This window comes from Acinetobacter geminorum (assembly GCF_013009345.1).
GTDB lineage: Bacteria > Pseudomonadota > Gammaproteobacteria > Pseudomonadales > Moraxellaceae > Acinetobacter > Acinetobacter geminorum.
Genome location: NZ_JABELE010000007.1, coordinates 129,178 through 153,221 on the forward strand (window position 1 = coordinate 129,178; position 24,044 = coordinate 153,221).

Below are 24,044 nucleotides of genomic sequence, written 5' to 3' on the forward strand. Positions count from 1 at the left end.
ATCCATTTTAAAGATATGTTTAAAGATCAAAAATCAATCTCCACACTGTCTGAAATTGAAAAAAAATACTTTGAAAAGTGTGTTTCAGCTTCAAATGATAAATATGCTGCTGAGGAAGTTATTTATGATATTGGAGTTGGTTTTGCGGTACTAATTGTTTTGCTGGGTATAGGCTGGGGATTCTATGAGGCAAAAAAATCTTTAAATACCCCAATGATAATTAATCCCAAGGAAAACACTGAGAATGATACCAATGGAGACCATATCACTAACGGAGTCATCATAGTCCTTTTTTCCGTAATTATTGCTGCATTTATTTATCTAATTTTTAGTTTTGTTTCCGGAATATGGATATCAATTAAATATTAAATTTTTCAGAGATATATGTGGGCTGGAAAAGGATAAGCCGATTAGTTCTAGTCTTGGTGTGGCAAAATAAGTAGAAGATGAAGATAAGGTAAAGAAAATCACTATGGAGGTCGTGCAATCTTTTGTGGTCTCTATTGTAGGTATTGATGCATATCAAACATCTCATATTGGTTCAATCAGTTCTAGTGTGTATGGAGTAGGGTGCTATATGAACTGATAGTTTTTTATTTTCTGAACTGTTAAGTTTTAGTCATAATTAAAAGGAGTAATTTCATGAAAAAGATAATTTCATTAAGCTTAATTTTTTCATTAAGTGGATGTGTAACCCCAACAACTCAAATCATTAATAATAAATTTAGTGAAGTACAACCATCAATACCTTCGGTATCAGGTATATGGACGTTTTCGATCGACCCTAACATATCAACAATAAGACTTGACTCAGACGGTAATGGAATACTTTGTGAAGATACTAGCGGTCATATTGTATTAAACAAAGTTAAGTATGCAAATAATATGATTTACATTCAAAATGGTATGGTTCTAGAAGTTAGGTTACTTAACAAAGATATACTCGAAGCGAGAACAATTTTAAGTGCCTCCACTTCAAATATGATCTACGAAGCCGATGATGACTTAAAGGCAGCTTCATTAAAGTGTGTCAAAGAGTTATAGAGGCCTCTTTGTTATTAGCTATCATAGGCTTTTCCATGCAAGATAACATTAATAGTCATTAAACAAGCTAAGAGTTGTATTTTCATATAAGCTTTTTTCTTTACTTTTAATAAACCAAACGCCGTTTTTGAGTAAAGATGAGACTATTAAAAAACACGACTCTATATTCCTGTTCTAATCTTTTGATGATTAAGCTTCAAATTGATTTATTCAAATAAAGATAGAAAATTATCTGCGTAATATTTCAAAAGAATAAGATGAATTATATTTATCAAATTATTTTAAAAAATATATTATTTAATTGTCTTTATTAAATAATGTAGAGATATTAATTTAATTTACTCAATAATTAATAAGTTTTATTAAAAAGTAATGGCTTTTAAAATGCTGGTATTCTACCATTTAAATAATATAAGTCATTGTATTTTATTGTTATTTTAAAATTTAAATAAATTACATTGTTTTTAAATATTTTAGTGATATTTTATTTTTAAGCTCATTTACCTATTACCAATCATAGATGTTGTGATTTTTATCATTATAGGTTTGGGATAACCTAAATATCTTTTGGTAATTTTATTGAACCTAATATCTATTCTTTAGGGAGAAAGAATATATGTGGGAATTATTTGTAATTCTACTTTCACTTGGGCTGTTAATGTATACAGCTTACAAGGGCTTTTCTGTCATTCTCATGGCACCCATTTGTGCCTTACTTGCTGTTTTACTCATTAACCCAGCCAATGTCTTACCGTTTTATTCGGGTGTATTTATGCCCAAAATGGTGAACTTTATTAAAGATTACTTTCTTGTGTTTTTGCTCGGGGCAATTTTCGGTAAAGTTGTTGAAATGTCAGGAATTGCTGAGTCTATTGCACGAACCATTGTGAGATGGATTGGAGCAAAAAAAGCAATTTTAACCGTTGTATTGTTAGGTGCAATTTTAACATATAGCGGTGTAAGTTTATTTGTTGCTGTATTTGCCATTTATCCTTTTGCTAACCAGCTTTTTAGACAAGCAAACATTCCCAAACGCTTAATTCCGGGAACCATCGCGCTCGGTGCATTTACATTTACCATGGATGCTTTGCCGGGTACGCCACAAATACAGAACGTAATTCCAACTACATTCTTTGGCACCAATATTTATGCCGCACCCTTTCTAGGAATTATCGGTGCAATTTTTGTTCTATGCATGGGTTTGGCTTACTTGGAATGGCGTCGCCGTGCAGCTGTAAAAGCTGGTGAGGGATACTCTGGTTTTGGTATAGATAATACGCCGTCTCAAGAGATTGAAGCCGATATGAACTTGCAAAATAATGGAAGTACGGCTCGTCAGTTTTTAGCATTTGTACCCCTCATTCTTGTTGCTGTAATGAACAAATATTTGTCTAAAGCAATCAAAGAGTGGTATCCAAATGGCTTTGATTTTGCCGCAGTTGGTCTTGCTGATTACACCGTAGATGTTGCAAAAACTGGTGCAATCTGGGCGGTGGGCCTTGCGCTTATTGTCGGGATTATTTCTGCAATTTTATTTGATTATCAGCGTGTAGTGACGAACTTCAAAGAAGGCATTAATGCCAGTATTGGTGGTTCACTTTTAGCGGTGATGAATACAGCTTCTGAGTATGGTTTCGGTGCAATTATTGCGTCATTACCAGGCTTTGCCCTGATTAGCCATGCAATGAGCAGTACCTTTACAAATCCTTTAGTGAATGGGGCTGTGACCACAACCGTTTTAGCAGGTATTACCGGTTCCGCTTCTGGTGGTATGAGTATCGCTTTAAGTGCCATGGCTGAACAATATAACGCCGCGATTTTAGCCGCGGGTATTCCACCAGAAGTCATGCACCGTGTGGTTGCAATGGCATCGGGTGGTATGGATACCTTACCGCATAATGGTGCTGTTATCACTTTACTCGCTGTTACGGGTTTAACCCATAAACAGTCGTATAAAGATATTTTTGCAGTTACGGTAATTAAAACGGTAGCGGTATTTGTGGTGATTACGGTCTTTACCGTAACGGGTATTGTTTAAGTCAGCACGTTATAAGTATTAAGGAGTAAATAAATGACAAAACTTTTAGACGGTAAGGTCGCTTTTATTACAGGTTCTGCAAGTGGTATCGGTCTAGAGATTGCTAAGAAATTTGCTCAAGAAGGTGCCAAAGTTGTTATTTCTGATATGAATGCTGAAAAGTGTCAAGAAACGGCGAACTCACTTAAAGAGCAAGGTTTTGATGCATTATCTGCACCATGTGATGTGACCGATGAAGATGCTTATGAACAAGCCATTGAGCTCACTCAAAAGACCTTTGGTACAGTTGATATCTTAATTAATAATGCTGGTTTCCAGCATGTTGCGCCTATTGAAGAGTTTCCAACTGCTGTTTTTCAAAAGTTAGTTCAAGTCATGTTAACGGGGGCATTTATTGGAATTAAACATGTTCTTCCAATTATGAAAGCTCAAAAATATGGCCGTATTATTAATATGGCTTCAATTAATGGCTTGATTGGTTTCGCTGGAAAGGCAGGTTATAACAGTGCTAAACACGGCGTAATTGGCCTAACAAAAGTTGCAGCTTTGGAATGTGCACGTGATGGTATTACGGTAAATGCTTTATGTCCGGGGTATGTAGATACACCATTGGTCCGTGGTCAAATTGCAGATTTGGCTAAAACCCGTAATGTGAGTTTAGACAGCGCACTTGAAGATGTAATTTTGGCAATGGTTCCTCAAAAGCGTTTGCTATCTGTTGAAGAAATTGCTGACTATGCGATTTTCCTTGCGAGTAGCAAAGCAGGTGGGGTAACAGGCCAAGCTGTTGTTATGGATGGTGGTTACACCGCCCAATAATTTAAGTATTTTATAAAAGCCGCTTATTTAAAATAGGCGGTTTTTTTATTCGTTAAAAATTTACGATAGTCTCCTGTTCAAAATAATGATTTATCTCTACTCTATTTGCTTATAAAAAATCTAATAAAATAAATTCGTTAAGGTATGAAATTATACTTTAAAGGTATTTAACTTATTTCTATTTTTAAAATTTAATAGAGTATGAGAAAGTAATCTTTACTCTCTTTCTTGATTCGATATTTTTCAGGAAAACTCGTCAATTAAAGGATATTAATTGGCATACAAGTTGCTTTTTAAGCAATAAGTTATTTAGCTAGGTGAAAAGGATATGATATCACTCAGCCAACAGATGGAACTCAATCATTATTCACGCAAAGCTGAATTTGCGCAGAATTTGATGTCCACAATTTGTGGTGAACACCGTCTAGACACAATTTACAAAGACACTCTCGATTTTCACTATGACGGAATGCGTTTGCCTAATAAAAAAATGGCGATCGGTACAATCAGTTATGGTGCAAACGTTGCCATCAACATCTCAAATTTAAAAGCGTATAGCATTAGTTTACCTATACAAGGTCGACAAGCTCTTAATATTCGTGGCGCTCATTATCAATCTGATGAAAACAGGGGCCTTATTGTTTCTAATAACGATCAGCAAGATTTGATTATCGATAAAGATTGCAGAAAATTTCAGGTGGTTATTCCTGAGCGAAGTATGCAGATTGTTCTTGCAGATCTACTGAATAAACCTATAGAAGCTCCCATTATTTTTAATCCTGAAATGCACTTAGACTCTGAGCAACTTATTGGTGCGTGGTGGAAAAATATTCAGAATTTTTTACAGCTAAAATCGCAATATAGTAATTTTTATGGTTTGCAGATGTTATCTGAAGACTATGAAAATTTTGTAATTAAAGCGTTATTGTTGTCTCAAGAAAACAACTATTCTGAAGCTTTAAAGTCACTTTCACATCAGGATGAGCCTGCTTATATCCGTAAGGTTCGTAATTTTATTATTGAACATGCACATGAAGAAATCTGTGCAGAAGACTTGCAGCGTCTGGCTGGGGTTTCAAAATCAAAATTGTATGATGAATTTCAACAATACTATGGCACCAGCCCAATGTCGTATTTAAAAAAATATCGCCTCCAACAAATTTACAAAATCCTGAGCACAACAGGTGTAGATAGAAAGGTTTCTATTTCAAAGCTTGCCTATGACTGGGGCTTTAACCATTTAAGTCGTTTTTCTCAAGAATATCGTGAAGAGTTTGGTGAAAATCCAAGTGAGACCAAAGGCAAAATTTTCTGATATTTAATTTTCCCATTAAAAAAACTGATTTAGTTGCCTAAATCAGTTTTTTATTTATCGATTGATATTTATAGACTTTTTTCTAGCTTTAACACTTGTTTGTTTTTAGATTTCTCATAAATCACTTTCAGGCTAAGTGCAATAAATGAGATGAAGGTTGGTAGTGCGAGAATAAAGAAAATACCGCTTAAGCTTAAGTTAAAAGTGAAAATGAGCGAGCCAAAGAAAGCGCCTAAAATTGCACCGATACGACCAATACCATGCATCCATGAAACACCAACTGCACGACACACTGCTGGATAGAACATAGCTGCAAGTGGCAGTAATGAAGATTGAGCGCCTGCGAGTAATGCACCAATTAAGAAAATAGTAAGACCTAATAATAAAATATTTGAGCTTACTAGACCTGCAACAATGAATAGGCCGAAGGCAATCAGATATGAATATTTAATGACTGTGGTTGGATTCAGTTTATCCATATACCACCCCATAATGGTTGCGCCAATCACACCACCAAAAGGGAAAATCGCAGCAATTAAACTAAACTGTTGAGTACTAAAACCTGCTGTTTTTAAAATCGTTGGCATCCAGCTTGTTAAAAGATAGAACACCAAAAGACTGGTAAAGCAGCAAAGCCAAAGCATGCTTGAACCCCACAGATATTTTCCTAAAACCACTTTAACCGGATTTTCATCTGATGCAGTTTCAGCTTGAGTTATAACAAGTTTTACCGGCTCTTGAAAAGAATGACCTTGAATATTCTCTAATATACGCTGTGCTTTGTCTTGTTGATGACGTGTGATTAAGTATTGAGTTGATTCAGGTAATTTAAACAACAAAGCAACCACTAAAATTAGAGGAATGCTTCCGCCAACAATAATCACTTTTGCCCAGCCATAGCTTTCTAACAGATAAGCTGACAGGACACCGCCACAAGAAATACCCAGCATAAATCCACAGCCAGCAAGGCCTGTAAGGAATGCTTTACGTTTTACAGGCATATACTCAGAAACAATCGTACTGATGTTGGGCATGGCTGCGCCTAAACCAATACCTGTAATAAAGCGATAAATCATTAAGTCTTGAGTTGAATTAGCAAAGCCACACAAAATCGTAAATATGGAAAATAAAAGGCTTGTAACAACAATAACGCCTTTACGGCCAAACTTATCGGATAGAGGCCCAGAAATAATTGCACCAATCGACATACCAACTAAAGCAGCACTTAAAACTGGAGCAAGCTGAGGCTTGGTAATTCCCCAATCGTCGAGCAATGCTGGAGCAACAAAACCAATAATTCCTGTATCTAGACCATCACAGAAGAAGACAAAAAAGCCTAGGATAAAAACCATCCACTGTAATGGAGACAGTTTTTCGCGATTGATAATCGTGTTTGCATCTATCGTTTTCATATGTATTCCTTCTTAAAATTATTTAATTCCCTGAGTAATTCAATGTATTCGTTACAAAACCTGTATCTTTGATTGAACTATTTTTAGCCAGTCTTCACTATCCAATAAGTCCTAATCTTCATCCATATTTTCCAAATTAGATAAAAAGCAGTAATTTAATTTTTTAATTTAAGTTTTGAAATATAGATGTTTCTTTGTTTCTAATTTTTATCCAGTTTGATTGATTTTGATAATTGCGCAGAGATTGGATAATGATTGCAGCTTTTGGACAGTCTAAAAAAAATTTCAGATAGAAGATAAAGCCATAACAATGTCAGGAGTTGACAATATGGCTGGTCAAACCATTCAAATTAAAACTGCATCTGGAAAGCAGTTCAGTGCATATCTAGCGACGCCAGAAACAGGAAAAGGACCTGGAGTGGTGCTTTGTCAGGAAATCTTTGGGGTGAATGCAGCAATGCGGGAAAAGGCAGATTTTCTTGCAGAAGAAGGCTATACCGTTTTAGTACCTGATTTATTTTGGCGTGTAGCACCTAATATTGAACTGGGTTACACACCAGAAGATTTTCAAAAAGCTTTTGAACTTTATCAGCAATATGACGAAAACCTCGGTGTTGAAGATATTCAAGACAGCTTAGCTTTTTTAAAGACACGACCAGAATGTGATACCTCTACAGGTCTCGGCGTGGTGGGCTATTGTTTAGGTGGAAAGCTAGCTTACTTGGCAGGCTGTCGACTTTCTGAAGTAGCATGTGCCGTAGGTTATTACGGTGTAGGTATTGAAAAAGCCTTAGATGAGTTAGCTAACGTAAAAGGGCGTTTGGTTTTACATATTGCAGAACTGGACCAATTTACACCGCCAGATGCGAGACAAACGATTGTCGATGCAGCTAACCGATATTCAAATGTACAAGCTTATGTTTACGAAGGTGTTGATCATGCCTTTGCACGACCAAAAAGCAACCATTACCACAAACCTTCAGCACGCTTTGCTCACGAGCGTACAGTAACAGCACTACATGAAACGATTGGGCCGAAATATGACCTAGTGGCGCTATGGGAAGAGCATATTCGTCATGAGTTCGATACGCGTGATGTCCCAGCAACCATGGCAACAATGGTCGCAGAACCTTATGTCAACCATATTCCAACCTTAACTGGTGGTGTAGGCCAAAGCCAGCTTGCTCGTTTTTATCAATATCATTTTGTTCACCAAAACCCGAAAGATATGAAGATCACCTCGATCTCTCGTACGGTTGGCTCAACGCAAGTAGTAGACGAGTTCATTATGAGCTTTACCCACGACGCTGAAATTGACTGGTTATTACCGGGTGTAAAACCAACCGGTAAATACGTCGAGATTCCAATGTTAGGTGTGATCCAGTTTAGAGGGTCAAAGTTGTGCCATGAGCATATTTACTGGGACCAAGCGTCTGTACTTGTTCAAATTGGTTTATTAGACCCAACAGGCTTACCAGTTGCAGGTGTCGAGACAGCACGAAAACTTCTTGATGAAGATCTTCCTTCCAATACGTTGATGCCATCTTGGTCAAGTAGCGAAGGCAAGCCAGTCAATTAAGGAGTATTTGCAATGAATATAAATTTAAAAGGAAAAGTCGCTGTAGTGAGTGGCGGTGCAACACTCATTGGCAAAGCCGTTGTACAAGCCTTGGTGAGTGCAGGTGCTCATGTCGCTATCTTAGATATTGATGCCAAAGGCAAGGCAATTGCAGAAAGCTTTAACCATGATGTGATGTTTATTCAAACAGATTTAACCAGCGATGCAGCCATTCAACAAGCTGTGGCGGATATTCACCAACATTTAGGTGAAGTGAGTTACTTGGTGAATTTGGCATGTACATATTTAGATGACGGTTTTAAATCTTCACGTCAGGACTGGTTACAAGCACTCGATCTTAATTTGGTCTCTAACGTTGAGATGAGCCGTGCTTTATACCATGACCTAAAAAAGCAACAAGGTTCAATCGTTAACTTTACTTCAATCTCGGCCAAAGTGGCGCAAACAGGGCGCTGGTTATATCCAGTTTCCAAAGCCGCAATACGTCAACTCACACAAAGCATGGCAATGGATTTTGCTGCCGACGGTATTCGCGTCAATTCTGTTTCACCGGGTTGGACATGGTCTCGTGTGATTGCAGAAGTCAGTAGCAATAACCGTGAAAAAGCCGATAGCGTGGCAGCCGATTATCACTTACTAGGCCGATTAGGTCATCCCGAAGAAGTCGCCAATGTGGTTCTGTTTTTATTGTCACCTGCTGCGAGTTTTGTCACCGGAGCAGATTATGCGGTCGATGGCGGATATTCAGTAATGGGCCCTGAAGGATCACAGCCCGCTATTCCACGTTTAGCCGAATAGCACAGCGTTTTAACACATTTAGAAAATTATGGAGAAGATTATGCGCCGTATTGCAATTGTTGGAGCAGGACAGTCTGGTTTACAGCTTGGTTTGGGCTTATTAGATACAGGTTACGACGTGACAATGATCACTAACCGAACTGCCGATGAAATCCGTCAAGGTAAAGTTATGTCAAGCCAATGTATGTTTCATACCGCTTTACAAACTGAACGTGACTTAGGTTTAAATTTTTGGGAAGAAAAATGTCCAGCGGTGGAAGGCATTGGGCTGGCTTTAGTTAACCCTGAAAATGGTGGTAAAGCATTTGAATGGAGTGCTCGTCTTGAGCGCTACGCTCAATCGGTCGATCAACGCGTCAAAATGCCATATTGGATGGAAGAGTTTGAACGCCGTGGTGGTCAATTGGTGATTCAGGATGTGGGTATAGAAGAGTTAGAACAACTTGCAAACGACTACGAGCTTGTATTACTCGCGGCTGGTAAAGGTGAGGTTGTTAAGCAATTTGAGCGTGATGATGTAAGAAGTGTTTTTGATAAGCCTCAACGCGCTTTGGCTTTGACCTATGTCAAAAATATGAAGCCAATTTCACCTTATTCACGTGTGACTTTTAATATTATTCCTGAAGTCGGTGAGTACTTTTCTTTTCCGGCACTGACTATCAATGGACCCTGCGACATCATGGTGTTTGAAGGAATTCCAAATGGGCCAATGGACTGCTGGCAAGATGTCAAAACACCTGAACAGCACCTGCAATGCAGTCTGAACTTACTCAAGAAATTTGTGCCTTGGGAATATGAACGCTGCACAAATGTTGAGTTAACCGATGCCGGTGGATATTTAGCAGGGCGTTTCCCGCCGACCGTACGCAAACCCGTTTTAACCTTACCGTCTGGCAAGAAGATTTTTGGCATGGCAGATGCCTTAGTGGTCAATGACCCGATTACCGGTCAAGGCTCAAACAATGCGGCTAAGTGTAGCAAGATCTATTTCGATGCCATTTTAGCCAATGATAATCAAAGCTTTAGCGAACAATGGATGGTTCAAACTTTTGAACGCTATTGGGCTTATGCAGAAAAAGTCGTGGCTTGGACCAATAGCTTGTTGTTACCACCAGAGCCTCATGTTGTTGATCTATTAGCAGCTGCAAGCCAAAACCAGAGCATTGCTTCAATTATGGCCAATAACTTTGATGACCCACGCGCTTTTGCTCCTTGGTGGTTTGATGCAGACCAGGCTCAGACATTCTTAGCGTCAAAAACCGCAGCAAAAGTCGCTTAAGGTCAAAATATCAAAGGGAGATTTAAAAATGGTCAAAATTGAAACTTTAGCTTTGCAAGCGATTAATACTGAAAACCCAAGAGAAATTCGTAACTTGCTTGGTCAGTTTGCAACTGGCGTTACCGTGATTACAACTCGTGGAAAAGATGGCCGGAAAATAGGTATGACAGCCAATTCATTTTCATCGCTGTCTTTAGATCCACCATTAATTTTGTGGAGTCTTTCAAAAACAGCGCCAAGTTTGTCTGATTTTGTAGAAGCTGAATATTTTGCCATTCACATGTTGGCACAAGAGCATCATCAGCTTTCGGGGCATTTTGCTCGAGGTGCCGAAGACAAATTTGCAGGCATTGCCCATCAACAATGCAATGCTGGCGTTCCAATTTTGACCGATGCACTCGCAACCTTGGTTTGCCGCAATGTAAATCAGTATGAAGGCGGCGATCACCTGATTTTTATTGGCCAAATTGAACAGTACCAACAATGCCAAGGTGAGCCTTTGGTATTCCACGCAGGAAAGTATCGGATTGTTGCTGAGCATCCAGAATTAGCCCATTAATTCACCACAATCACGATCAATCCGGTCGTGATTTTTTATAGGAAATAAGAAGATGAAAAGCACTTTAATTAAACATGGATTTTTAGCAGGGACATTGTTGGGTTTGCCATTGGTTACACATGCCTATGATTTACCGACCGTAAACTTAGGTATGACCAGCTTTCTCGATGGCGGTTTACCCGCAGGGCCCGGCTGGTATGCTCAAACCTATTTTCAAAATTACGATAGCAGTAAACTGGTCGATGCCAATGGACAAAAACTCAGTTTACCTAAAACTGATTTAAATTATCAAGTACTGGTTGAGCAGATTAGTTATTTATCGAATGTCCGAGTAAAAGATAAAGCCAGCCTAGGTATAAATTTTTTAATTCCTTTTGTCAGCAAAATGGATATGGATGATGGCTTGAATAATCTTGCAATTAAGGCCCAAAGTGGCTTTGGGGACATTATGATTGGACCTTTTATTCAGTTTGATCCAGTCATGGGGGCACAAGGGCCGAAGTTTGTACATCGTTTTGAGTTTCAGGTGAATTTACCTACTGGGGAATACGACCAGCAAAAAGATATTAACCCAAGTAATAACGCTGTCTCATTTGATCCTTATTGGGCTGCAACATATTGGTTTAATCCAAAATGGACAGCTTCAACGCGTATCCATTATCTCTATAACTTTAAAAATAATGACCCAAGCTATGCGTTTGCCGGAGCAAATGATATGCAAGCTGGGCAAGCAATTCATGTAAACTTTGCAACCGACTATGCCATTACCGAACAGTTCCGCTTGGGACTAAATGGTTATTGGCTAAAACAAGTGACCGATACAGAAGTCGATAGTGAAAAAGTCAAAGGTCGACGTGAGCAAGTCTGGGCGATTGGTCCGGGTGCGATGTATAGTTTTTCTAAAAATGATCATCTAGTCGCAAATGCTTATTTTGAGCAAGATGCTGAAAACCGCCCAGAAGGAACACGACTACAAGTTCGTTATGTCCATCATTTCTAAGTCATAAAAAAAGCCTTTTATATCAACAAATATAAAAGGCTTTTATCTATTTGTTTTAAGAAAACATTGAAGTAATTAAGCCTAAACCTTCACTGTGACCAGAGCGGCGAGTAGAAGAAGGTAACTCACCATAACGGCGTTTATATTCTTGAGAAAAACGGCCTAAGTGAGTAAATCCCCATTTAAATGCAACGTCAGTGACAGAGATATTTTCATTGTGGATCAGCTCTAAATGAGCCTGTTCAAAACGTAATTCTTTAAGATAAGACATTGGGGTTGTCCCCAAATAATTTTTAAAACCAGTAAATAAGGTTCTTACGCTCACGCCTGCATGTTCAGCTAAAATTTCGACATTAAGCGGCTCATGTAAGTGTTCTTTAATGTAGGCTTCTGTACGCTTCACGAAATAAGGAGAGACTGTTTTTTCTTTATATTGTTCAAGCTTATGTAACGCATTATTGGGTTGGCCATAAATAAGTGCATTAAACAAATTTGACTCAAATTGTTTAAAGGCTAAAGGATGATGAAGCGGGTGCTGATCACATGCTAAAGCATCCATCAATGTTCTAACGAGCTGTAAAAAATAGGCTCCACTTTGTGTAGAAAAGTCTAATTTGGGGTCAAAAATGAGTAAGTTGTTTTCTGAATCAGCAATGTGTTGACGGCAATGGTAAGTAAAATCATCTTTTGAAACTTTTAAAATGAGCTGCGGTGAGTTCGCGTGCCAGCGCATACGTAACGATTGCTGAGGAGAAATAAGAGATGCAACTTGAGAATAAGAAATAAACCTTTGTGAACCAAACTCGATTTCTGCATAGCCTTGAGTTGGAATTTGAATTAAGTAAAAGTTATCAAGGTGATCTGGTTCAATAATGACATCCGCACCATATTCCAAGCGACTAATAGACAGGGCACCTGTTTTAACATGGTGCATGGTTGCACTGAAATCTCGCTTCTGTTGAGAGATTTTAAGATCATGCGGTTTAAAAATTTGCCCAACATTTCGGCAGGTTTCGCTTAAATCGTGATGATCAAACACCAAATTATGATTGGTAAAGATAGACTCATTTTGAAAATGACGTCCACTGAGTTCGTGGGAGTTGGCTTGGTTCATATTTATCCCTTTTGGCTCACTCCTGTATTTACTTGTGTTTCAGAAGCCTTAAAACTTCACTATGCAGCAAGTAAATACGGCACTTAAAAAATTAAGTTACTCGCAAATTACAATGAGATATAAGCAAAATACAGACCAATTTAACCGCTAATTAATGTGATTTTCTCAAATTTTTAGTTCGGATCTAGTCCATCAATTTAATACATTCGAGAAAGAGAATAGAGGGATATAAAAGGTGCTATAAGTTAATCTCATCATGATCTTATTCCTTAAGATCTATCAAAATTTATAGCAAATCCGAGTGAGCTGGTCAATTTATTTTGTCGGAATTTATTATTTTATGTGATTGAATATAAAAGACTTTTAATTTAAATGCAAAAATTCAATATACCCCTTGCAGAGTATATTGAATCATTTCAGGTTTTAGTGGTTTTTAAATTATTTGCACTTAAGCTATTTATATTTTCAACGTGATGTATTGCTCTGTAAAAACTTCTCGCTGTAGATCCGATAGTTTTGCAGAGCTTGTTCATCTAACCAATTTTTTACGGCTTCAATCATTGGCGGTGGGCCACATAAATACATATCAAAAGCCTGTTCAGCCAGTTGATCTTTATTTAAGTGCTCATGAATATAACCCGCTTTACCTTGCCAAGCCTCGGTTGCTTTAGTCACAATCGGGTGATAGCTAAAGTTTGGAAGCTGTTCTGCGTAGGCATGTAAACGCTGTTGTTCACACAAATCGGTTTCACTATTTACGCCGTAATACAACTGAACTGCAGGTGAGTTTGGTTGATCAACCAAGTTATCAAGCATTCCCAAGAAAGCTGATAGTCCTGTTCCACCAGCAACAAAAACCAATGGTCGCTGTACTTCGCGTAAATAGAAACTACCAAGTGGCGCTTCGATGAATAGGCTTTGTCCAACCTGACAGCGATCACGCAAGTAATTGCTCATAACACCGTCTGGCAATAGACGAATTAAGAATTGCAATTGATTGGTTGCGTTCGGTCTATTGGCAAAAGAATAAGAACGCCAATCTTCAGTATTCGGTATTTGCAAACGAGCATATTGACCCGGTAAAAACTGAAGTTGCTCAGCATGACTGCTTGCATCAAGATGCAAAATTGCTGTCGTTTCAGAAACCAGCTCAACAGCGGTAACTTTGGTTTCAATTTTTAAGGTATCGCCAGCATTGCAAATAGCTGAATCATGATCGAAATAAAAAGCCGCATCTGATTTTACTCGTGTCTGGCAAGCTAACATTTTTCGCTCGGCCAAATCACGTTCGCTTAATGCATCTTCATCAACATATTCTTGTTCATAAATACCAGTTTCACACTGTCCCTGACAGGTACCACAAACACCTTCACGGCAGTCTAGCGGTAAGTTAATTCCTTGGCGAACTGCTGCATCGAGCAACAATTCGTCGTTATTTACCGAAATGAAAAAGGTTTTGCCATCGGCAAAGTTAAGTGCAACTGAATGTCCCATTTTCATTCCCCTTAAACGTGATAGAAGTCTAAAACGGAATCAATCTTGTCATTAAGCAAAATGCTGTGCTGACGACGAATGCGGAAACCATCTGCTGTTTGGCGTAAAAGATAAGTAGCGTGTCCGTAAAAACAGCCTTGTAAACCTTGACAGTTATACAGTGTTTGCCATGCAACTTTTGCTTCAATTAGACCATCATCAAGTGTTTTAACTCGAATGTTATTCATGCTGTGTAAAGTGCGTGGTAATGGCGTTGCCGAAGCTGCTTTTCCTGTACGAATACGGAATACACGGTCTTCGAGTCCAGTGCGGTCTGCGTAATAAATATAAGACAAACCCTGATTCGGATCTTGAACATAGTTATGGTCATCAATCCATTGTGGAATATGATATTCACTATCTTCATCGTAAAGTTCTAAATAGGCATCCCAGTCATAAGCATCACAAAGTTCTGCTTTTTTGTACAAAAACTGAGATACAGCAAAATATAGTTCTTGTGACATGGTTACACCTCATCCATTACGACATTGTTTTCGAAAGTAATATCCTGCATTTTCAGCGCTTTCTTGTTTAAGCCATCGAGCATTAGACGTTGCCAGTGTCCATGTTGATTTACATAGAGCCCTTCATGGGTAAACTCACGGCCAGTAATGACAGGTTGAATGCCTAAGTCTTGTGAGTTTTTGGTCGCTCCATATTCCCAAGACTGACAACCACGAGAAATATCGCTCCAGGGTTCAAGTCGTGCCTGAAAGCCTTTTTGCTGTTCACGGAATTCGACTAGATCATCTGGTGTACCAAGGCCTGACACGTTAAAGAAATCTTCGAACTGGCGAATACGGTTACGGCGTGCTTCTGCAGATTCACCTTTAACACCAATACATTGACTAATGACTTCAGTTTTATTCCATGCCACAGGGCGAACAATACGAAGCTGTGAACTAATTTGGTCCATAAAGAATAGGCTAGGGTACAAGTTTAAGTTTCTTAAACGATGCATTGCCCATTCAGCATATTTGTCGCCATATTTTTCGACTAAATAAGGCATAACGGTGCTGTAACCCGGACGAACTGTTGGATTCGGCATATCACTAAACAGCACACTATGACCATTTTTGAAGCTGAACCAGCCATCATCAGTCTCCGAATCACCCGCACCTAACTTACTGTAATCGAGTGTGTCGAGTTCTGCACCTTTTGATGCATTCACTTGTTGGCGGTGTTGAACTGTAGAGACATAGTTATAGTGAACAGTACTTACATGGTACCCATCTAAGCCATTTTCATTTTGTAGTTTCCAGTTACCTGCAAAGGTGTAAGATGACTTGCCTTGTAATACTTCGAGCTCACCCGTTGGTGACTGGTTAACCATTAAATCAAGAAACAGTTTTGCATCGCCCAAAAAGTCTTCTAGCGAATCTGTTGCTTGAGTATCAAGGCTTACAAATACAAATCCACGATAGCTAGCAATACGGCCTTGCTTTAAGCCACGGCTTGATTTATCAAAATCTTCGCAATATTCACTCGGTGCTTTTACTTTGACCAAGCGGCCATCTGACTTGTAGCACCACGCATGGAATGGACAAGTAAACGTAGACTGATTGCCTTTAGCAACGCGTGTTAATGTCGCGCCGCGGTGCTCACAAGCATTGACCATGGCGTGTAATTCGCCTTTACCATCACGGCTCACAATAATCGGCTGACGACCAATTTGAACCGTGAGGAAATCATGATTGTTTGGAATTTCACTTTCGTGACATGCATAAATCCAGACCTTTTCAAAAATGAATTCCATTTCCAAATCAAACAGCTCAGGCTCGGTAAACATATTGCGTGCGATACGAAACACGCCATCTTTAGGACGGAAGTCGATACATCCATCTACAAAATCATTCCATTGTTTTAAATTAGATGAGGTCATTTGCTCAATCCTTTATTCATTCAGCTTTTAACTGATTGAACCGCGATTAGACCTTTAGCTCTATCCGTTTTTTCCAGATCTTTATCCACTTTGTGCAGTTTTGATTTTTTAATAAGACTATTTTTAAGATGTAATCGCATTTTAAAAATGTATATGTCCTATCTTGTTAAACTTCCATATAATCTTAACCAGAATAAAATCAAATCTTGTGAATTAAGCCTATGAAAGAACAAAACTTAAAATTACAAATTAGAATTCTTTTAGAGCAAAACATCGCATTTGGTCCAGGTAAAGCAGACTTACTTGAAGCAATTGAGAGAACTGGTTCAATCTCACAAGCTGCAAAATCTATGAATATGAGCTATCGCCGTGCATGGCAGTTAGTCGACACCATGAATCAATGCTTTGAAACAGCTTTAGTGGAAACACAAACGGGGGGAACACATGGTGGTGGGGCAGCTGTTACAGCATTGGGACAAAAAGTCTTACAACATTACCGTCAAATGGAAATCAACGCTCGACAAGCCTTAGAACATGATTATCAAATTATGAGTAGCTATTTAAAAGGTTAAGATAAAAGATTGCTTAGGGATGAAATCTTTTAATTTGGTATAGCTTTTTCTTAATCCAAAGTACATGCTGAAAAGCACTGCTGCATTACAGTCATCTATATTTAACGAATTATGCTTTTCATAATCTTCGTGTAGCGCTATATTCTTGGGTATATATCGCTGCAAAAAACGACAAAAAGGTAAACATAATGGTAAGTGATACGAAGATAAAAAAGTTGGCTTTAGCCTGTTCGGTACTCAGCATAGGATTGGTCTTTAATGTTCCAGCCAAGGCTGAATCGGTTACCGTTTATGCAGCAGCGAGCTTAACCAATGCAATTAACGATTTAGAAAAAATTTACGAAAAACAAAATAAAGTAGAAGTTAAAACCTCATATGCTGGCTCATCGACATTAGCGAAACAAATTGAAGCTGGAGCACCAGCCGATGTATTTATCTCTGCTGATACCCAGTGGATGGATTACCTGCAAAACAAAAAATTAGTTGCAGCAAATGACCGTATAAATTTATTAGGCAATCGTTTGGTGCTAATTACTCCTAAAGGTCAGTCACTAAAAGTAAAACTAGATAAAACGATCGATCCAAAGAAAGTGTTTAAAGGCAAGATTTGTACAGGGGATACCAAAAGTGTGCCTGTAGGTAAATATGCTAAACAAGCTTTTATCAATTTAGGTTGGTGGAGTCGTATTGAGCCAAAGTTAGTTGAAACAGAAGATGTTCGAACGGCATTAAACTTTGTTGCGCGAGGTGAATGTCAGGTTGGGATTGTCTATGCAACCGATGCAGTGATTAGCAAAGACGTGAAAGTAGCTGGTGTATTTCCAGAAAATACCCATTTGCCAATTATTTATCCTGTAGGATTGATTAAAAAGAACTCAAACTCAGCAAAGTTCTATCAATTTTTACAAAGCAATCAAGCCAAAGCTGTCTTTAAAAAGTATGGCTTTAGCGTGTTGGCTCCAGTCAAGCCATGATGTTTTCTTTAACCCCAGAAGAGCTCAGCGTGCTACAACTTTCTTGTAAGGTGGCAGCGAGTTGTCTTGTAGTTAGTATTATTCCTGCGATTTGTGTGGGATGGTTTCTGGCACGTAAAGAGTTCTGGGGTAAGTCATTCATTGAAACGTTGGTGTTTTTACCTTTGGTGCTACCTCCTGTTGTACCTGGTTATTTGCTTTTACAAGTTTTTGGCAGCCGCGGTATCATTGGGCAATATTTGGCACCGCTTGGAATTGATTTTGCATTTAACTGGAAAGGCGCCGTTCTTGCTTCAGCAGTAATGGGTTTCCCGTTATTGGTGCAATCTATTCGACTAGCGATTGAACTGGTCGATCAGCGTTTAGAAATGGCAGCAAAGACATTAGGTGCTTCATCTTTAGGGGCATTTTTTCATGTCACTTTACCTCTTGCTAGCAGTGGTATTTTAATTGGTGCTATTTTATGTTTTTGCCGCAGTTTAGGTGAGTTTGGTGCCACCATTACCTTTGTGGGTAATATTTCAAATGAAACACGTACTTTACCTTTGGCCATGTATAGCCTAATGCAACAACCCGATACTGAGGCTGCTATTCAACGGCTTATTGTTTTATCGTTAAGTGTGGCTTTTTTAGCGCTATGGTTTGCACAGTGGTTTCATCGTTATCAAAAGAAGCGTTTAGGACGGTAAGGTTATGTTGATTGATTGCCGTTTTCAGCTACAAATGGGCCAATTTCATATTGAACCTAGTTTTCAGTCAGATGCTTCTGTTATTGGATTATTTGGTGCATCAGGTTCAGGTAAAACATCGATTTTACATGCCATTGCAGGGCTGAACAATCCGCGTAGTGGACTCATTAAAATACAAAACCAAACATGGTTTGATTCAGATCAAAAAATTAATTTAAACACGCAAAAGAGGCATGTTGGATTGGTTTTTCAAGATGCTCAGCTTTTTCCCCATAAAACGGTAAAGCAAAATTTATTATTTGGCCTTAAGCATCTTTCCCAACAAGAACGTCACTTTGAAGCAGATTACATTATTGAGTTATTAAAGTTAGGGCATTTATTACAACGTATGCCTATCAAACTGTCAGGTGGTGAAAAACAGCGCGTGGCACTGGGTCGGGCGTTGTTATATTCACCTAAGCTTTTATTGCTTGATGAGCCATTATCGGCACTAGATGCGAATCATAAAGCTGAAATTATTCCTTTTTTTCAGAAGGTAAAAGAGGAAATAAAAATTCCGATGATTTATGTGAGTCATGATATTCAAGAGATTAAACAACTGACCGAAACTATGTGGATTTTATAATTTTTCATTTTTTATATGCATTTCCAAACTTACAAGAGTCGGAATTATAGAGAACTCATTCTGGGCCTGCGGGAGATTGAACCCTAAAAAGTTACTAGGTTTGATAAAACATAAATTTGATTTTAGCCGAATAAATCAAAACCTGCCTTATTGGAAATGATTATTAATAATAAAATACTCTTGACCTTTAAATTTAATAAAATCAATATAAAACAATACCTTAATTCATAATCCTAAGCTGTAACTCATTTTTATACGATCATAAATTAATCTTTTATCTTAATTTGCTCTTGATAAGAATGATAATTATTTGCAATTATATTTATAGATTTCTTTATAATATAAATTGGAGTATCCACATGCGCTCTACCATCGTGGTCACAGGTGCTGCAAGAGGGATAGGAGCGGCTATTGCCAAGCAACTACTAGATCAGGGCTATCATGTTATTGGTATTGACCGACAAGAAAATCCTAAACAATGGGATATCTGCAAAACAATAACGCCAGATCAATCTTCACAATGGCAGGGCATCTCACAAGACATTACCCATCAGCAAGAAACGCAAACTTTAATTTCAGAGCTTTTAGAAAGATACGAAATTACGGGGTTAGTAAATGCAGCAGGAGTATTAATTATGCGCTCCATGCTTGAAGCCAAAACGGAAGATTGGGAAACACTTTTTGCGGTCAATGTCATGGCGCCTATTGCGATCAGCCAACAAGTTGCTAAACATTTTTGTGCAAAAAGGCGGGGTAGCATTGTCACTATTAGTTCAAATAGTGCGCGTATGCCACGTATGCAACTTGGTATGTACGCCACCACTAAGGCTGCACTGAGTCATTTTTGTCGCAATTTGGCACTTGAAATCGCACCTTATCAAGTCAGGCTGAATATCGTTTCACCTGGATCTACTCTCACTCAAATGCAGCAACAACTCTGGACTGATAATGCACCTCCACCTGCAGTAATTGATGGTGATTTGAGTCAATACCGAACAGGTATTCCTTTAAGAAAACTCGCGCAACCAGATGATATTGCCAATACCGTGAGCTTTTTACTTTCGGACCGAGCGGCCCAAATTACGATGCAAGAAATAGTGGTAGATGGGGGAGCGACACTTGGGGTCTAAAGATTACTTCAGCACAACAACCATCTGAAATTAAAAATATTTTGAAAGATAGAAAAGGAAAATACTAATGAGTATTCCAAAGATTGCAAGTTACAGTATGCCCCAAGCCCATGAATTTACTCCCAACAAAACAAATTGGCCATTGCATACCAATCGAGCTGTTTTATTGGTTCATGATATGCAGCAATATTTTTTAGATTTCTATGACTTAACTCAAGAACCTATTCCAGAACTCATTAAAAACACCAAAGCATTAATTGACGCCGCTCATCAATCTAATATTCCCGTTGTTTATACAGCACAACCGGGCAATCAATCACCTGAACATCGGCAGTTATTAACTGATTTTTGGGGACCTGGTTTAAAGAACGAGCCGAGCTTTACTCAGATTTTGCCAAAAATTTCACCTCAAAAAAATGATACGGTTCTTACCAAGTGGAGATATAGTGTTTTTAAATTTTCTCCGCTCGAACAGCTCATGCGGGAGTCTGGTCGCGATCAACTGATTATCTGCGGGGTATATGCACATATTGGTTGTCTTATGAGTGCTGCTGAAGCTTTTATGCTAAACATCCAACCATTCTTATGTGGTGATGCACTAGCTGACTTTAGCCGCGAAGAGCACGATATGGCATTAAAATATGCTAGTACACGATGCGCTCAAGTCATGACAACACAACAAGTGATTCATGCATGGATGCAAGAACAAGATGCACTATCCTTAGCATAATAGTGATTTAACTTATTCTACTTAAAATATAAAAAGCAGATCATCTATCTGCTTTTTATATGGGTGGAAATGAATACTTATAATAGAGAATGAAGGCAACTCATCATCATTTAATCATTAATATATAATGGTTATCATTATGTATTTGATAATTACTTAATATTGAATATTAAAACTTATATGTATATGATACACCGCTAAACACAAATGATAATATTTATCATATGTTAATCATTATATAGAATAAGGTCGGAAAATGACTTAATGAAGAGGGTCGCCATATGGTTCAGCTCAAGAATGCTTTTATTCACCAAGCGCGTACATGTAGATAGTGAGGTAGGAATAATATTAAATTATTCAGAAACTTATAATCAGCTCAAAGCTTATTTATAGGGTAATAAGCTCTGATTTATACATCAAATCATTTCCATAATTTTCAAGTAAGTATAGACAAAATAATTTTAAAAAATTTCTATATTTTTTCAACATTAAGGTTAATTAATCATGACAGCAACTTCAAAATCATTATTAAATGGACTACCCATAAAAAAATCGAGAATACAGGTTTTTGAAATTTTAAATCAAAATCCACAAGGCTTAAGTGCTGTGAGTATTTATACGCAAATTAAAAATGAACATAAAATAACGCTAGGAACGATTTATCGAATCTTGTCGGAATTTGAAAACCGTAAACTCATCAAAAGGGTGTTTTTAGGTAAAAGCAAAAGTATTTATAAGCTTAGAAAAGACAAGATGAGTTGTAACCTCATTTCGCTCAAAACCTCTGAAGCCTTGAACTTTGAACATGACAAAGTTAAAGAATTACTTCATGAAGTTACTGATATTATTTTTGCAAATACCGGAGTCGATATCAGTAGTGTTGAGCTCAATCTATATACCGAATAAAAATCTTTTAAACTGCCATAAAAAATAAAGGACAGCATCATACTGTCCTTTATTTTTATAAAATCAGTTATTTGATAACTTTAATTCGAGTCGTAGCTGGAATAGTTAAAGGTGAATTGTTAGCAACATAAGTTTCAAGCGCATCAATATCTTGACCACCACCGACACGGTTTTGGCCTTCTTTTAATACCGTAAAGTTGTCACCACCATCTGCCAAGAAGCTATTTACCGTCACGCGATACACTTTAGTGTCAACTAACGGCGAACCAGCAACCATAATATTACTTGCTCGTGGTGAAAAAGATGTATTTGCTGCATATTGGTAACTCAACTCTTTAGATGGCTGTAAAATTCTAGGTGAATTTGCATTTGCACCAGACCATTGCTGTTCAAGCACATCTCTAATCTGTTTGCCAGTTAAGCTCAACGTCACAATAGAGTTACCAAATGGTTGAACTGCAAAAACATCGCCAAAGGTAATCTGGTTACTACTATTAATAAGTAGATCAGCACGCACACCACCTGGATTCATTAACGTAAAGTCTGAGCCTTGATTACTTGCTTTTAAGGCAGCCGCTTGTTGAGCATCGGCAATCATAATACCTAGCGGACTTTCACCACTTTCGACTTGAGTACGGCTCACAACGGCAGTAGATGTACCAACCACACGACTTGAAATGGTGGTCACAGCTTGGCGGTATTTATCTAAGATTGCTTCAATGCTTGGGGTTTTACTAAATTTTTGATAGAGATCGGTAAGGCTTACCGTGGTTGTACCAGATGTATATGCTTCACTTTGTACAGGAACCTGTTTCGCATCTTTTTTAATGACATCACCAGTTTTACCATCTAATTCAATCTTGATGTCAGTAATGAGCGTGCCATATTGTCCAGCTGAAGTAAGTAAGAATGGTTTAGCCGGATTTTTTGTTGCATAGTCACAAATATAAGATTGATGTGTGTGACCTGAAACAACAATATCAACTGCTGGATTAAGCTTATCCAAAATTCCTAAAATCGGACCACTTAAACCATCACATGTTTTTTGATTGAGCTTCGTACTTGGCGCTGCACCTTCATGTACCACAACAACAATTGCTTCAATGCCTTGTTTTTGTAACTCAGGAATCAAGGCATTTACCGTATCAGCTTCATCACGAAACTCAACGTCTTTAATACCCGCCGCAGAAACAATACTTGGCGTCGCTTTAAGGGTTAAACCAATAAATGCGACTGGAATTCCACCATAAGTTTTGACTTTATATGCAGGAAAGATTGTTTTACTAGCGTCATTTTTCATTGCTACGTTAGCAGCAAGGAAATCAAATTTTGCACCACTAAACTTTTTATTAATTTGACAAGGGACAGTGCTGGTATATTGCTGACATCCACCGTTTTTTAAACGGCGTAATTCATCTGTACCACGGTCAAATTCATGGTTACCCACAGCATTAAAATCAATTTGAATATCATTCATGACTTCAATGGTCGGTTCATCTAAAAATAAAGAAGAGGTGAGAGGAGAGGCACTAATTAAATCACCCGCCGAAACTACAGCATTATTTGGATTTTCTGCTTTAAGTTTTTTAATCGCATCTGCAAAGTAACTCACTCCACCGACAGGAATACGAACAGATTGAGCAGCATCATTTGGATTTGGTGCCTCGACATAACGCTTAGGGGGCTCAAGATTTCCATGAAAGTCATTAAAAGCTAAAATATTTACGGTTTGATTGCTTCTTTGGGCAGGTGGTGCTGTGTCATTATCATCATCGTCATTACATCCCGCCAATAACGCTACAGCCAGAGAAAGTGTTGTTACTTTAAAAAGTATTGTTAAATTTTTCATTTTTTTATCATTTGATCAATTAAGACGGATAAAAAATACGCTTTTAGTATGAATATTTGATGAAACACCCAATAAGGAAATATGTTCGAAATATTAAAATTTGGACAAAAAACACAATTATCGAACAATATCTTAGCTAGGGGTGGTCTACAAACCCAATTTTTTTATTTAGAATAAATTTTTAATTGCCTTATAAA

Annotated in this window: 24 protein-coding genes and 1 pseudogene; 19 read left to right on the plus strand and 6 right to left on the minus strand. The window is 38.0% G+C overall.

Translation table 11 applies throughout. The features are described from left to right. Positions 1-15 precede the first annotated feature (15 nt). From HJG58_RS08425 to HJG58_RS08455, 7 genes and pseudogenes are all read left to right on the plus strand, one after another. Entirely contained in the window at positions 16-369 is a 354-nt protein-coding gene (locus HJG58_RS08425; RefSeq protein WP_081037755.1) for a hypothetical protein, read from the plus strand. A 103-nt stretch (positions 370-472) separates the two neighbouring features. Then, a complete protein-coding gene (locus tag HJG58_RS08430) occupies positions 473-586 on the plus strand; it encodes a hypothetical protein (protein ID WP_170248556.1) in 114 nt (37 codons plus the stop codon). A 56-nt stretch (positions 587-642) separates the two neighbouring features. Beyond that, positions 643-1,044 carry a J517_1871 family lipoprotein gene (locus tag HJG58_RS19165; RefSeq protein WP_328704528.1) on the plus strand — a complete coding sequence of 134 codons (402 nt, stop codon included), beginning with the start codon at positions 643-645 and terminating at the stop codon, positions 1,042-1,044. Between the two features lie 109 nt (positions 1,045-1,153). Next, positions 1,154-1,262 (plus strand): annotated as a pseudogene (locus HJG58_RS08440) (hypothetical protein). A 398-nt stretch (positions 1,263-1,660) separates the two neighbouring features. Then, positions 1,661-3,082, plus strand: a complete 1,422-nt coding sequence (locus HJG58_RS08445) for a GntP family permease (RefSeq protein WP_216076545.1) — start codon at positions 1,661-1,663, stop codon at positions 3,080-3,082. 33 nt (positions 3,083-3,115) lie between these two features. Beyond that, complete coding sequence (locus HJG58_RS08450; protein WP_170248557.1) at positions 3,116-3,901, plus strand: 3-hydroxybutyrate dehydrogenase; 786 nt, start codon at positions 3,116-3,118, stop codon at positions 3,899-3,901. A gap of 328 nt (positions 3,902-4,229) precedes the next feature. Beyond that, positions 4,230-5,216 carry an AraC family transcriptional regulator gene (locus tag HJG58_RS08455; RefSeq protein ID WP_170248558.1) on the plus strand — a complete coding sequence of 329 codons (987 nt, stop codon included), beginning with the start codon at positions 4,230-4,232 and terminating at the stop codon, positions 5,214-5,216. 68 nt (positions 5,217-5,284) lie between these two features. Here the strand turns inward: HJG58_RS08455 and HJG58_RS08460 are convergent, their stop codons facing one another. Beyond that, positions 5,285-6,628 (minus strand): MFS transporter, encoded by a 1,344-nt coding sequence (locus HJG58_RS08460; protein ID WP_170248559.1) that lies wholly within the window; start codon positions 6,626-6,628, stop codon positions 5,285-5,287. A 328-nt stretch (positions 6,629-6,956) separates the two neighbouring features. Between HJG58_RS08460 and HJG58_RS08465 the strand changes: the two genes are divergently transcribed. The 5 genes from HJG58_RS08465 to HJG58_RS08485 are packed head-to-tail and all read left to right on the plus strand — an operon-like array spanning position 6,957 to position 11,843. After that, positions 6,957-8,207, plus strand: a complete 1,251-nt coding sequence (locus HJG58_RS08465; protein ID WP_170248560.1) for a dienelactone hydrolase family protein — start codon at positions 6,957-6,959, stop codon at positions 8,205-8,207. A 12-nt stretch (positions 8,208-8,219) separates the two neighbouring features. Continuing rightward, positions 8,220-9,005 carry an SDR family oxidoreductase gene (locus tag HJG58_RS08470; protein ID WP_170248561.1) on the plus strand — a complete coding sequence of 262 codons (786 nt, stop codon included), beginning with the start codon at positions 8,220-8,222 and terminating at the stop codon, positions 9,003-9,005. A gap of 40 nt (positions 9,006-9,045) precedes the next feature. Beyond that, a complete protein-coding gene (locus HJG58_RS08475; RefSeq protein WP_216076546.1) occupies positions 9,046-10,284 on the plus strand; it encodes a styrene monooxygenase/indole monooxygenase family protein in 1,239 nt (412 codons plus the stop codon). A gap of 28 nt (positions 10,285-10,312) precedes the next feature. After that, complete coding sequence (locus HJG58_RS08480; protein WP_170248563.1) at positions 10,313-10,843, plus strand: flavin reductase family protein; 531 nt, start codon at positions 10,313-10,315, stop codon at positions 10,841-10,843. Positions 10,844-10,895: 52 nt separating this feature from the next. Beyond that, entirely contained in the window at positions 10,896-11,843 is a 948-nt protein-coding gene (locus HJG58_RS08485; protein ID WP_170248564.1) for a SphA family protein, read from the plus strand. Positions 11,844-11,898: 55 nt separating this feature from the next. Here the strand turns inward: HJG58_RS08485 and HJG58_RS08490 are convergent, their stop codons facing one another. The 4 genes from HJG58_RS08490 to antA form a co-directional block, all read right to left on the minus strand. Beyond that, positions 11,899-12,957, minus strand: coding sequence for an AraC family transcriptional regulator (locus HJG58_RS08490; RefSeq protein ID WP_170248565.1), 1,059 nt, complete (start codon positions 12,955-12,957; stop codon positions 11,899-11,901). A gap of 465 nt (positions 12,958-13,422) precedes the next feature. Further along, on the minus strand, positions 13,423-14,457 hold the full coding sequence (gene antC / locus HJG58_RS08495; protein WP_170248566.1) for an anthranilate 1,2-dioxygenase electron transfer component AntC: 1,035 nt from the start codon (positions 14,455-14,457) through the stop codon (positions 13,423-13,425). A 5-nt stretch (positions 14,458-14,462) separates the two neighbouring features. Then, positions 14,463-14,954, minus strand: coding sequence for an anthranilate 1,2-dioxygenase small subunit (gene antB, locus HJG58_RS08500; RefSeq protein ID WP_170248567.1), 492 nt, complete (start codon positions 14,952-14,954; stop codon positions 14,463-14,465). 2 nt (positions 14,955-14,956) lie between these two features. Further along, the gene (gene antA / locus HJG58_RS08505; RefSeq protein ID WP_170248568.1) at positions 14,957-16,372 is read right to left on the minus strand and encodes an anthranilate 1,2-dioxygenase large subunit; all 1,416 of its coding nucleotides are present in this window, start codon (positions 16,370-16,372) and stop codon (positions 14,957-14,959) included. Positions 16,373-16,593: 221 nt separating this feature from the next. Between antA and HJG58_RS08510 the strand changes: the two genes are divergently transcribed. The 7 genes from HJG58_RS08510 to HJG58_RS08540 all read left to right on the plus strand — a co-directional run bounded on the left by HJG58_RS08510 (position 16,594) and on the right by HJG58_RS08540 (position 21,998). Beyond that, positions 16,594-16,944, plus strand: a complete 351-nt coding sequence (locus HJG58_RS08510) for a winged helix-turn-helix domain-containing protein (RefSeq protein WP_000664122.1) — start codon at positions 16,594-16,596, stop codon at positions 16,942-16,944. Positions 16,945-17,132: 188 nt separating this feature from the next. Then, positions 17,133-17,918 (plus strand): molybdate ABC transporter substrate-binding protein, encoded by a 786-nt coding sequence (gene modA, locus HJG58_RS08515; RefSeq protein WP_170248569.1) that lies wholly within the window; start codon positions 17,133-17,135, stop codon positions 17,916-17,918. After that, complete coding sequence (gene modB / locus HJG58_RS08520; protein ID WP_000971585.1) at positions 17,915-18,607, plus strand: molybdate ABC transporter permease subunit; 693 nt, start codon at positions 17,915-17,917, stop codon at positions 18,605-18,607. The genes modA and modB overlap by 4 nt, the downstream gene beginning before the upstream one ends. Positions 18,608-18,611: 4 nt before the next feature. Further along, positions 18,612-19,232: an ATP-binding cassette domain-containing protein gene (locus HJG58_RS08525; protein WP_170248570.1), complete on the plus strand. Its 621-nt coding sequence runs from the start codon at positions 18,612-18,614 to the stop codon at positions 19,230-19,232. Between the two features lie 359 nt (positions 19,233-19,591). After that, positions 19,592-20,362: an SDR family oxidoreductase gene (locus tag HJG58_RS08530; protein ID WP_170248571.1), complete on the plus strand. Its 771-nt coding sequence runs from the start codon at positions 19,592-19,594 to the stop codon at positions 20,360-20,362. Positions 20,363-20,429: 67 nt separating this feature from the next. Next, positions 20,430-21,092: an isochorismatase family protein gene (locus HJG58_RS08535; RefSeq protein ID WP_032006183.1), complete on the plus strand. Its 663-nt coding sequence runs from the start codon at positions 20,430-20,432 to the stop codon at positions 21,090-21,092. A 504-nt stretch (positions 21,093-21,596) separates the two neighbouring features. Further along, entirely contained in the window at positions 21,597-21,998 is a 402-nt protein-coding gene (locus HJG58_RS08540; RefSeq protein ID WP_005069251.1) for a transcriptional repressor, read from the plus strand. Positions 21,999-22,065: 67 nt separating this feature from the next. Here the strand turns inward: HJG58_RS08540 and HJG58_RS08545 are convergent, their stop codons facing one another. Further along, positions 22,066-23,847: a bifunctional metallophosphatase/5'-nucleotidase gene (locus HJG58_RS08545; protein WP_170248572.1), complete on the minus strand. Its 1,782-nt coding sequence runs from the start codon at positions 23,845-23,847 to the stop codon at positions 22,066-22,068. Positions 23,848-24,044 lie beyond the last annotated feature (197 nt).

Excerpts from the sequence above, each read along its gene's own strand:
- HJG58_RS08545 (WP_170248572.1), bottom strand. The coding sequence starts at position 23,847 with ATGAAAAATTTAACAATACTTTTTAAAGTAACAACACTTTCTCTGGCT.
- HJG58_RS08535 (WP_032006183.1), top strand. The coding sequence starts at position 20,430 with ATGAGTATTCCAAAGATTGCAAGTTACAGTATGCCCCAAGCCCATGAA.
- HJG58_RS08525 (WP_170248570.1), top strand. The coding sequence starts at position 18,612 with ATGTTGATTGATTGCCGTTTTCAGCTACAAATGGGCCAATTTCATATT.
- HJG58_RS08465 (WP_170248560.1), top strand. The coding sequence starts at position 6,957 with ATGGCTGGTCAAACCATTCAAATTAAAACTGCATCTGGAAAGCAGTTC.
- HJG58_RS08510 (WP_000664122.1), top strand. The coding sequence starts at position 16,594 with ATGAAAGAACAAAACTTAAAATTACAAATTAGAATTCTTTTAGAGCAA.
- HJG58_RS08490 (WP_170248565.1), bottom strand. The coding sequence starts at position 12,957 with ATGAACCAAGCCAACTCCCACGAACTCAGTGGACGTCATTTTCAAAAT.
- HJG58_RS08540 (WP_005069251.1), top strand. The coding sequence starts at position 21,597 with ATGACAGCAACTTCAAAATCATTATTAAATGGACTACCCATAAAAAAA.
- antB (WP_170248567.1), bottom strand. The coding sequence starts at position 14,954 with ATGTCACAAGAACTATATTTTGCTGTATCTCAGTTTTTGTACAAAAAA.
- HJG58_RS08530 (WP_170248571.1), top strand. The coding sequence starts at position 19,592 with ATGCGCTCTACCATCGTGGTCACAGGTGCTGCAAGAGGGATAGGAGCG.
- modA (WP_170248569.1), top strand. The coding sequence starts at position 17,133 with ATGGTAAGTGATACGAAGATAAAAAAGTTGGCTTTAGCCTGTTCGGTA.
- modB (WP_000971585.1), top strand. The coding sequence starts at position 17,915 with ATGATGTTTTCTTTAACCCCAGAAGAGCTCAGCGTGCTACAACTTTCT.
- HJG58_RS08455 (WP_170248558.1), top strand. The coding sequence starts at position 4,230 with ATGATATCACTCAGCCAACAGATGGAACTCAATCATTATTCACGCAAA.
- HJG58_RS08475 (WP_216076546.1), top strand. The coding sequence starts at position 9,046 with ATGCGCCGTATTGCAATTGTTGGAGCAGGACAGTCTGGTTTACAGCTT.
- antA (WP_170248568.1), bottom strand. The coding sequence starts at position 16,372 with ATGACCTCATCTAATTTAAAACAATGGAATGATTTTGTAGATGGATGT.
- HJG58_RS08485 (WP_170248564.1), top strand. The coding sequence starts at position 10,896 with ATGAAAAGCACTTTAATTAAACATGGATTTTTAGCAGGGACATTGTTG.
- antC (WP_170248566.1), bottom strand. The coding sequence starts at position 14,457 with ATGAAAATGGGACATTCAGTTGCACTTAACTTTGCCGATGGCAAAACC.
- HJG58_RS08425 (WP_081037755.1), top strand. The coding sequence starts at position 16 with ATGTTTAAAGATCAAAAATCAATCTCCACACTGTCTGAAATTGAAAAA.
- HJG58_RS08460 (WP_170248559.1), bottom strand. The coding sequence starts at position 6,628 with ATGAAAACGATAGATGCAAACACGATTATCAATCGCGAAAAACTGTCT.
- HJG58_RS08430 (WP_170248556.1), top strand. The coding sequence starts at position 473 with ATGGAGGTCGTGCAATCTTTTGTGGTCTCTATTGTAGGTATTGATGCA.
- HJG58_RS08470 (WP_170248561.1), top strand. The coding sequence starts at position 8,220 with ATGAATATAAATTTAAAAGGAAAAGTCGCTGTAGTGAGTGGCGGTGCA.
- HJG58_RS08480 (WP_170248563.1), top strand. The coding sequence starts at position 10,313 with ATGGTCAAAATTGAAACTTTAGCTTTGCAAGCGATTAATACTGAAAAC.
- HJG58_RS08445 (WP_216076545.1), top strand. The coding sequence starts at position 1,661 with ATGTGGGAATTATTTGTAATTCTACTTTCACTTGGGCTGTTAATGTAT.
- HJG58_RS19165 (WP_328704528.1), top strand. The coding sequence starts at position 643 with ATGAAAAAGATAATTTCATTAAGCTTAATTTTTTCATTAAGTGGATGT.
- HJG58_RS08450 (WP_170248557.1), top strand. The coding sequence starts at position 3,116 with ATGACAAAACTTTTAGACGGTAAGGTCGCTTTTATTACAGGTTCTGCA.